General features: G+C 69.4%; 10 protein-coding genes and 1 riboswitch. Of the genes, 1 reads left to right on the plus strand and 9 read right to left on the minus strand.

Features of this window, described 5'->3' with window-relative positions; translation table 11 throughout:
• Nucleotides 1–98: 98 nt before the first annotated feature.
• Nucleotides 99–542, minus strand: a complete 444-nt coding sequence (locus OJ997_RS14030; protein ID WP_372517894.1) for a type IV pilin protein — start codon at nucleotides 540–542, stop codon at nucleotides 99–101.
• Between the two features lie 79 nt (nucleotides 543–621).
• Nucleotides 622–705: riboswitch (cyclic di-GMP riboswitch) on the minus strand.
• A gap of 94 nt (nucleotides 706–799) precedes the next feature.
• Here OJ997_RS14030 and OJ997_RS14040 point away from each other — a divergent pair.
• Nucleotides 800–1,177, plus strand: a complete 378-nt coding sequence (locus OJ997_RS14040) for a hypothetical protein (RefSeq protein ID WP_270025739.1) — start codon at nucleotides 800–802, stop codon at nucleotides 1,175–1,177.
• 15 nt (nucleotides 1,178–1,192) lie between these two features.
• On the opposite strand, the gene OJ997_RS14045 is transcribed toward OJ997_RS14040, so the two are convergent.
• The 8 genes from OJ997_RS14045 to OJ997_RS14080 form a co-directional block, all read right to left on the minus strand.
• Entirely contained in the window at nucleotides 1,193–2,809 is a 1,617-nt protein-coding gene (locus OJ997_RS14045) for a hypothetical protein (RefSeq protein ID WP_270025740.1), read from the minus strand.
• A complete protein-coding gene (locus OJ997_RS14050) occupies nucleotides 2,794–3,564 on the minus strand; it encodes a PulJ/GspJ family protein (RefSeq protein ID WP_270025741.1) in 771 nt (256 codons plus the stop codon). Before OJ997_RS14050 ends, OJ997_RS14045 begins: the two co-directional genes overlap by 16 nt.
• Entirely contained in the window at nucleotides 3,561–5,048 is a 1,488-nt protein-coding gene (locus tag OJ997_RS14055; protein ID WP_270025742.1) for a carboxypeptidase-like regulatory domain-containing protein, read from the minus strand. Before OJ997_RS14055 ends, OJ997_RS14050 begins: the two co-directional genes overlap by 4 nt.
• Before the next feature lie 54 nt (nucleotides 5,049–5,102).
• A complete protein-coding gene (locus OJ997_RS14060) occupies nucleotides 5,103–5,534 on the minus strand; it encodes a type IV pilin protein (RefSeq protein ID WP_270025743.1) in 432 nt (143 codons plus the stop codon).
• Nucleotides 5,535–5,567: 33 nt separating this feature from the next.
• Nucleotides 5,568–5,741 carry a hypothetical protein gene (locus OJ997_RS14065; RefSeq protein WP_270025744.1) on the minus strand — a complete coding sequence of 58 codons (174 nt, stop codon included), beginning with the start codon at nucleotides 5,739–5,741 and terminating at the stop codon, nucleotides 5,568–5,570.
• A 37-nt stretch (nucleotides 5,742–5,778) separates the two neighbouring features.
• Complete coding sequence (locus OJ997_RS14070) at nucleotides 5,779–6,438, minus strand: hypothetical protein (protein ID WP_270025745.1); 660 nt, start codon at nucleotides 6,436–6,438, stop codon at nucleotides 5,779–5,781.
• A gap of 17 nt (nucleotides 6,439–6,455) precedes the next feature.
• Entirely contained in the window at nucleotides 6,456–6,956 is a 501-nt protein-coding gene (locus OJ997_RS14075) for an arsinothricin resistance N-acetyltransferase ArsN1 family A (RefSeq protein ID WP_270025746.1), read from the minus strand.
• Nucleotides 6,953–7,433 (minus strand): prefoldin domain-containing protein (locus OJ997_RS14080; protein WP_270025747.1); only part of this gene is annotated, 481 nt, incomplete at its 5' end. The genes OJ997_RS14075 and OJ997_RS14080, both read right to left, overlap by 4 nt.

Consider the following 7,433-nt stretch of genomic DNA (forward strand, 5'->3'; position numbering starts at 1 on the left):
AGACTTGATACAGCCTGGACCTGAGGGTGCGTGGCGTTAAACGAACGAAGCGGGCCCGAGGGCCCGCTTCGCGGAGGAACTTCAGCTAGAGCTGGGGACTACCAGGTACCGGAGGCCGGGCAGCCGCCCTTGCCCACCGGGAGGCACGTGCGCGTGACGGTGCCGGCGGTGTTCTTGATCGAGAAGACGACCTTGTTCGAGCCCTTGGACTCGGTCGAGATCTCGTAGGTGGTGGCGTCGCCGCTCTTGATCGTGAGCTTGTAGGCGTTCTTGAGGGCCGGCTCGATCGACTCGAGGCTGCCCGTGGCGCCCGTGGCGGTGACGCCGGCGTAGGTCTGATTGTCCGTGTAGAACGTCTCCATGGCGGTCTGGGCCGTGCGGACGTCGCTCTTGGCGGTGGAGTCCTGAGCCTTCTCACGCTGGTTGAGGAAGGCGGGCAGGGCGATCGCGGCAAGGATGCCGATGATCAGGATGACGACGAGGAGCTCGATGAGCGTGAAGCCCTTCTCGTCCTGCATGCGCGCGCGAAGCTTGTGAAGCATTGTGGGTTGTCCCTCCTGAAGGGATCGTTGGGCCTGTAGGGCTTTTGACTCGCCAGGTCCTTGGTCCCGTTCTGCCGGAAGTGGCAGCCCGGCCGGCTCCAGATCCGCTGGAGCCCCGATGGCTTTGCGCCTCAGCCTCACGACTGATTTGCCCTTGACACCTCGGTACTGGCTAATCCCTCTATCGGCACCCGGATGAGGCGACTTAAGCCCCACTAAGCTCGTATGGGGTGTTGACCCGACGGATGACCCTCTTGGTGCTCGCGATCGTCGGCCTGATGGTGCTCGTGGTCACCGTCTCGCCGCCCAGATCGCCGACGCGGTCCGATTCCGACCCGCCTCCGGCCGCGCAGAGCGGGCCCGTCGACGACCCCGACGAGTTCGACGTCAGCGCGACGCTCAACGCCGACGACGACTCGCTCACGCCGCAGACGATCGAGGCGGTGCTGGGCGACGATGTCGAGATCGTCGTGGAGGGGCGCGGGCCGGCGAGCGTCGCGCTGGGCGATCTGGAGATCAAGCCCTTCGAGCAGGATCTGCCCGCGGAGTTCCGCCTGCTGGCGGAAACGACCGGTGCCTACCCGCTGGTCCTCGTCGACGAGAACCGGCAGATAGGCACCTTGGAGATTCGCTGAGCGGGTGAGGCCGCGCTAGCTGCCCTTGACGACCTCGTGCTGGCGCACGACGTCCCAAGAGGCGGCGACCGGCGTGAGGAAGTACGGCGGGGAGCGGTAGCGGAACCGGTCGTCGTACCAGTAGTTCTTGATGTAGCCGGTCGGGCTGCTCGTGCCGACGGGGCCACGGTACTTCTGCACGATCGCGCCGCGCACGGTCAGGTCCGCCATGCGCGCGCCGCACTGGTAGTTGTCGACGATGAACGAGTGCTGGAGCGCGAGGATCGCGGCGTGGATCGTGACGTTGTTGTAGACCGGCGACTGGTTGGCGCCGCAGTTGGAGCCCACGCGGTGCGCGACCCGGACGAAGTTGTTCGCGATCAGGCCGAGCGTCGCGTCGGTGCCCGCGACCTCGGTGATGTCGGGTGACGACGCGCCCTGCGTCGGCGTGATGATCACGTCGTTCTCGGCCGCGATCGTGAGCGACTTCCCGTAGGTCCCGCTGACGTAGACGTTGCCGCAGCTGGCCGGCTCGTTGGCGTAGTCGGCCGCGGTCGGGGTCTCCCCCTCGCACGTGACGTCGTTCTGCACGTAGAGCACGCCGTTGGTCGGGAAGTTCTTGGTCGTCGTCGAGCCGTTGTTGGTGATCGTCATCGTCGTGCCGGTGAGCCGGATGTACGTGAGGCCGGTGTACAGGCTCGCGCTGAGCTTGGCGACGTCGATGAGCATCTTGTTGGACTCGGGCAGCGCCAGCATGCGCGCCTTGGACACGATCTTGTTGTCGTTCGCGACGTTGTTGATCGTCGGGTTGCTGCCGGTGCACTTGGAGACCCAGCCCGGCGCGTTGCCGCGGACCTCGGTGGCGTCCGTCTTGTCGCGGCTGCTCCCGTCCATGTTGGTGGTGCGCCCGAAGACCGGCGAGCCGCAGACCAGCACGCTCTCGTCGTTGGTGTGCAGCGGGCCGTTGATCTCGTCGCCCGTCGCGAACTGGATCTCGGTGCAGTTGTCGTCGGCGCGCTCGGAGCGGTACTTGTTCGCGCAGGCCGTCGACTGCCGCTGGCGCTCGGTCGCCGAGGACTCGGCCGCCGGGTCGCGGTTCTCGTAGTTGGTGAAGTAGACGAAGTTGAGGAAGCTGTCGCGGCGGAAGGTCGCGATGATCTGGCGGATGCGCGTGGCCTTGTCGCTCGTGCGGCCCGAGACGCGGATCTTGAACGTGCCGGTGGCCTGGTCGACGAAGGTCGCCTGGTTCTTCGTGTCGCACGTCGTGGCGGGGCTCACGGGCAGCAGCTCGATCGCGTACTGGTCCAGGTCGGTCTTGGACCCCGGCGTGACCTGGCGCCAGCGCAGGTTGAGGGGATTGCTGTTGACCTGATTGACCGGGTTCTTCTCCGTCGCGTTCGGCGGCGCCGTGTCGCACTTGGTCCAGTAGTCGGGATCCTGCTGCAGGCGGTTCAGGTAGTAGCCGAGCCCGGCTTCGGCGGCGGCGTAGTCGGACTTGCGCTCGGTCGCCACCCCCGCCACCGGCAGGTCGCCGTTGGCGGCGGCGAACGCGGCCGCCACGAACATCATGGTCACGAACATGGCCATGATCACCAGGAACATGGAGAAGCCGCGCTCGGCGCGGGCGTCGAGGCGCTTCAGTAGGTCAGGCATGTGGGCTTCGGGATCTGGGCGTTCGGGTCGGCCGTGCGGACGTAGACGTCGTTCTTGAGGGTCGTGGCGGCGGTCGCGGGGCCGCCCTTGCGGGGCAGCACGGTGAAGCTGACGCTGATCCTCGCCACGCTGAGCAGCTCGGCCTCGGTCAGTGCGCGGTTCGCGTTGGCGGCGATCTCCACGCTGGCCGTGGTGTTGGGAGGCACGGTGGACGCGCCGTTGACCGGCTCGGGAAACTTGTAGTAGCGGAAGAAGATCGGCTTGGTCTTGTCGCCGCCGGCGAACTCGGTGGCCGCCACGTTCTGCAGGAACGGGCGCACGACGCTCGGCGCCGCGGAGCCGTAGTCGACGACGTTGGTGGTCTTGTTGCGCGTGCCCTTGGTCAGCGACTCGGTGAACACGTTGCCCGCCCAGGCGATCTGACGCCGGTCCGGGGCCGGCAGCGCGCCGTTGACGAGCGCCTCGTTGGTGAAGTCGGTGTACACCGACAGCGAGGTCGGCGAAGCCGCCACGAGCGAGCGAGCGTCGCTCGAGGTGTTCGTCTTCACGCACACCTGCGAGCGCAGCTGGCGCGTGATCTGGTCCATCGCCGTGCGCGCCGTGGCCGTGGTCTCGACGCGCACGCCGACCTCACCCGAGCGCTTCATGACGACCTCGATCAGCGTGAACGTCGCGAGCGAGACGATCATCGCGATCGCCATCGTGACCAGCAGCTCCGGGAGGGTGAAGCCGCGCTCTGAGCGGAGGCGGGTCATGTTCCGCACCCGGCCTGCGCCGCCGAGTCCTTCCAGGCGCTGGTGGCCGTGCCGGACGGCGGGATCTCCATCGTGGCGCGGGACGTCTTGGTGTTGTCGTAGTGCGGGTTGGCCGGCGAACCGGTGGTCGTGCCGGCCGTCGCCCACCACTTGTTGCCGTCGCGCAGGCAGATCTCGTAGGTGCCGAACGGCAGTCCCGGATCGAACTCGGTGCTCGTGCCGGCCTGGAAGACCCAGTTGCGGTTGCGGTTCGTGTCGTTGAGCGGGTTGGTGGTCCAGATCGTCGTCGGCCAGTTCTTGATGGCCAGCTCGGTGCCCTGCAGCTCCGCGCAGCCCTCGCCATTGATCGGCTGGAGATAGACGTAGACGCGCATGCCGGTGGCGTCGAAGGTCGACGTCGGCGGGCTCGCGTTGGTCGAGCTGGCGCGGACGCGCAGGTTCAGCGCCGGCTGGAAGACGGTCGCGAGCTGGGGCTTGACGGGCGAGTCCGGGTCGCCCAGGATCACCGCGTTCTTGTTGGTGAGCGAGAAGTAGTCCTTGTCGCCCGTCTTGACCGGGCTCTGGATCGGGCAGGTGCCGGTGAAGAAGCTGTACCCCGTGCCGAACGGGAACTGGTTGGTGATGTCGAGGGTCGAGCCGGGCGAGGCGAGCGAGAACTTCTTCAGGTTCGGGGAGTCCGCGGACGTGTCGGCCACGGAGAGCGTCTTGGAGTCGTAGGTCGTCGCGTTCGGGAACGCAACGCCCGGCTTGAGCGTCTTGACGCTCACCCGCATGTTGATCGCGCGGTCGTAGGGCATCGTGATGACGCTCATGAGCGCGGAGTTGACGGTCGCGGTCTTCTCGGACAGCTGCGCGGGCTTCTTGTCGACCCAGCCCGGCGTGTTGAGGCGGATCGTGTAGTCGCCGGTCTCGATCGTGCGGAACACGGCGCAGCCCTGCGAGTTCGAGACCGCGGTGTACGTGCGGCCGGTGGTCTTCGCGATCGCGGTGACCGTGATGCCGGCCGGGATGCGCGCGGGCACGCCGCCCTCGAGCTTGACGACGAGCGAGCCGCTGACCGGCGGCGAGACGAGGGACTCCATCTTCACCTTGGGGATGCGAGCACCCACCATCGCGGACTCGACCGTCGAGGTGATCCGCAGGTACTCGGACTGCTTGGCGCCCGCGGCGCCGCACGTCTCGTCCGCGACGACACCGTCGTCGGCGACCCACTCCGCCTTGGACGTGATCGTGTACTGCACACCGTCGATCGTCACCGGGGCCGGCGAGGCGATCTTGCTGAGCTCCTCGAACCGGTAGCCGCGCATGCGCTCCTGGTCCTGCTCCGCGAGCGAAGCGGCGACGGCGCGGGCGCGTTCACGGGCCGTGGAGGCGGTGGCGCCGTCGATGCCGGACAGCACGGCCAGCGCGATGATCGCCAGGACCGCGGCGGACACGATCACCTCGATGAGGGCGAAGCCGTCCTGGTTGCGAGGGTGGGTCATCCTGACCTTCATCGACCGATTCGGGACCGGAGTTGAGTGGGGCCGTGACCCGAGCTACCAGCGGTTGCCGGCGCTGTCGGCGTCCGCGCGGCAGCCGCCGGTGCCGGCGGGGGCGCAGTCGCGCGTCAGCACGCCGTCGGCCGCCCGGGAGACGGAGAACGTGGCGCCCCCGACCGATTCGACCTGGACCGTGAACGTCTTCGCCGCGCCGCTGACCGTGAGGTTGCGAGCGCTGGACAGGGACTTCTCGATGTCGACCAGGTCGGCGGGCTTGACGTCGTCGAAGGCGCCCGCCTCGGTGCCGTACGCGGTCGCCGCCTTGGCGGCCGTGGTGACCGCCGCTTTCGCGTTCGCGTCCTGCGCCTTCCCGCGCTGGTTGAGCAGCGACGGGATCGCGACCGCCACCAGGACCCCGATGATGAGGATGACGACGAGCAGCTCGACGAGGCCGAAGCCGTCCTCGGCGCGAAGGCGATGACGCGACATGTCCCCGGTAGATCGACCGGGGACGTCGGCGCTTTAGCTGTCGGCCGGGTGGCCTTCGCGCGCGGGCGCCTGCGCGTCGCGCGTGGCGTCGAAGCGCCCGGTGCCGTCACACCACGGGCAGCGCACGCGGTGCTCCTCGCCGCCGAGGCCAGAGATCAACTCGCCGCTGCCGCGACAGGCGGTGCAGGTGCCGGGATCGTGCTCCATTGGGCGTGGAGGGTAGTAGCCGGTGCTCGGCTGCTTCTCAGAAGCCGGGCGGGGCCACCGACGAGCTGCGGGATGCCGGCGCCTGGATGGTCGGGTCGGCGGGGCGATCGGTCGGCAGCGAGCGCCGCATCGTCGGCGGCACCTCGCGGTCGGTCAGCGGGCGCAGGAGGCCGTAGGCGCGGAAGGCGGTCTCGGCCTTGGCGGGCTCGGCGGCGCGGAACAGGATGCCCGGGATCGCGGGGACGCCGAGCGGGGAGCGGGCGGCGAGCGCCGCGAACGCCTTCGGCTCCATCGTCGGCTTGAGCTGCTCCGGGGTGAGCGGCTTGGTGAACAGGATCGCGCCCGTGGGCGCGGCGTCCTCGTCGCCGAGGAGCGTCAGCGCGGAGCCGCCGATGCTCGTCCACAGCCAGCCCTCGATGCCCTGCTCCTGCGGCACGACGCTCGTGGCGCTGAGCCGCTTGAGGATCACGAAGCGGCCCTTCTCCCCCTTGGTCTTGGCCGGCCCGGGGTCGATCATGCCCAGGTGCAGCTGGCCGAGCGTCAGCTTGAGCGGCTCGCGGAAGTAGCCGTCGACCTCGAGCGTCGCGCCCGCCGGGTTGATGCGCAGCGCGTCGGGCGCGAGCCGCCTGCCCGACTCGAAGGTGATCGTGAGCGTCCGGGTGGGGTTGGAGCCGGCCGGCGGCGGAGCGGAGGGCATCTGGCGGGCAATCGTAGTTATTGGCGGGCCGCGTCGCCGAGCAGGCGCTCGACGAGCATCGTGTCCTTCCAGTCCCCGTCGAGCCGCCCGTGGCGGCGCTGGATGCCGACCTCGGTGAACCCCGCTTTGCGGTGCAGCGCGAGGCTGGCGGTGTTCGTCGTGAACACGCGCGAGGTGAGCTTGTAGTACCCGGCCTGCTCGGACGCCGTGGCCAGCGCGTTGAGCAGCTGCACGCCGACGCCCCGGCCGCGCGCGTCCGGCGCGACGTAGACGGCGTGCTCGGCGACCCCCGCGTACGCCTGGCGGACGGAGTACGGGCTGACCCGCGCGAACCCCAGGACCGTCGTGTGGTCGTCCTCGGTGGCGACCAGGAACGGTCGGCCCTCCTCGAGCCAGCCCTCGATCTCCGCGGGCCGTCGGGCCCGCGTCTCGAACGTCGCCTGGCGCTCGTCGATGCCGTGGTTGTAGATCGCGGCGACCTGCTCGGCGTCCGCGGCTCGGGCGGGGCGGATGTTCATGCCGCGGCCTTTTGCAGCTCTTCCAGGGCCTTCTCGACCTTGACGATCTCGGCCGTGAGCTGCGCGCGGCGGGACCGCAGCTCGGTCAGATCGGTCGTCTGCGACGGCAGCGCCGCGAGCTGCTGGTTGAGGGCGCGCAGGCGCGTCTCGTGCGTGGCGCGGGCGTCTTTGTCGAGCGCGTACTCGCCGGGCCGAGCGCCCTTGCGGACGGCGGGCGAGCGGGTGATCTGCGTCAGGAACACGGCCAGCGGGTCCTTTCCGGCCACGTCATACCCAGCCTGCGTGAGGAGGTCGAACCACGCCCTGTAGTGCAGCGCATCGCGACCGTCGGCGACGAGCAGCGCGACGGCGACCTCGCGGATGGCGGGGCCGCGCAAGAGTGGGCGACCGTCGGTGGGTGACGCGCCGGCCGAGGGCGCGCCGGGCGCGGAGGTGCCGCCGTGCGGCGAGGGCGCGCCGGCCGCAGCGGGCGGCGAC

The sequence above is a fragment of the Solirubrobacter phytolaccae genome, from assembly GCF_027587195.1.
GTDB classification, from domain to species: Bacteria; Actinomycetota; Thermoleophilia; order Solirubrobacterales; family Solirubrobacteraceae; genus Solirubrobacter; species Solirubrobacter phytolaccae.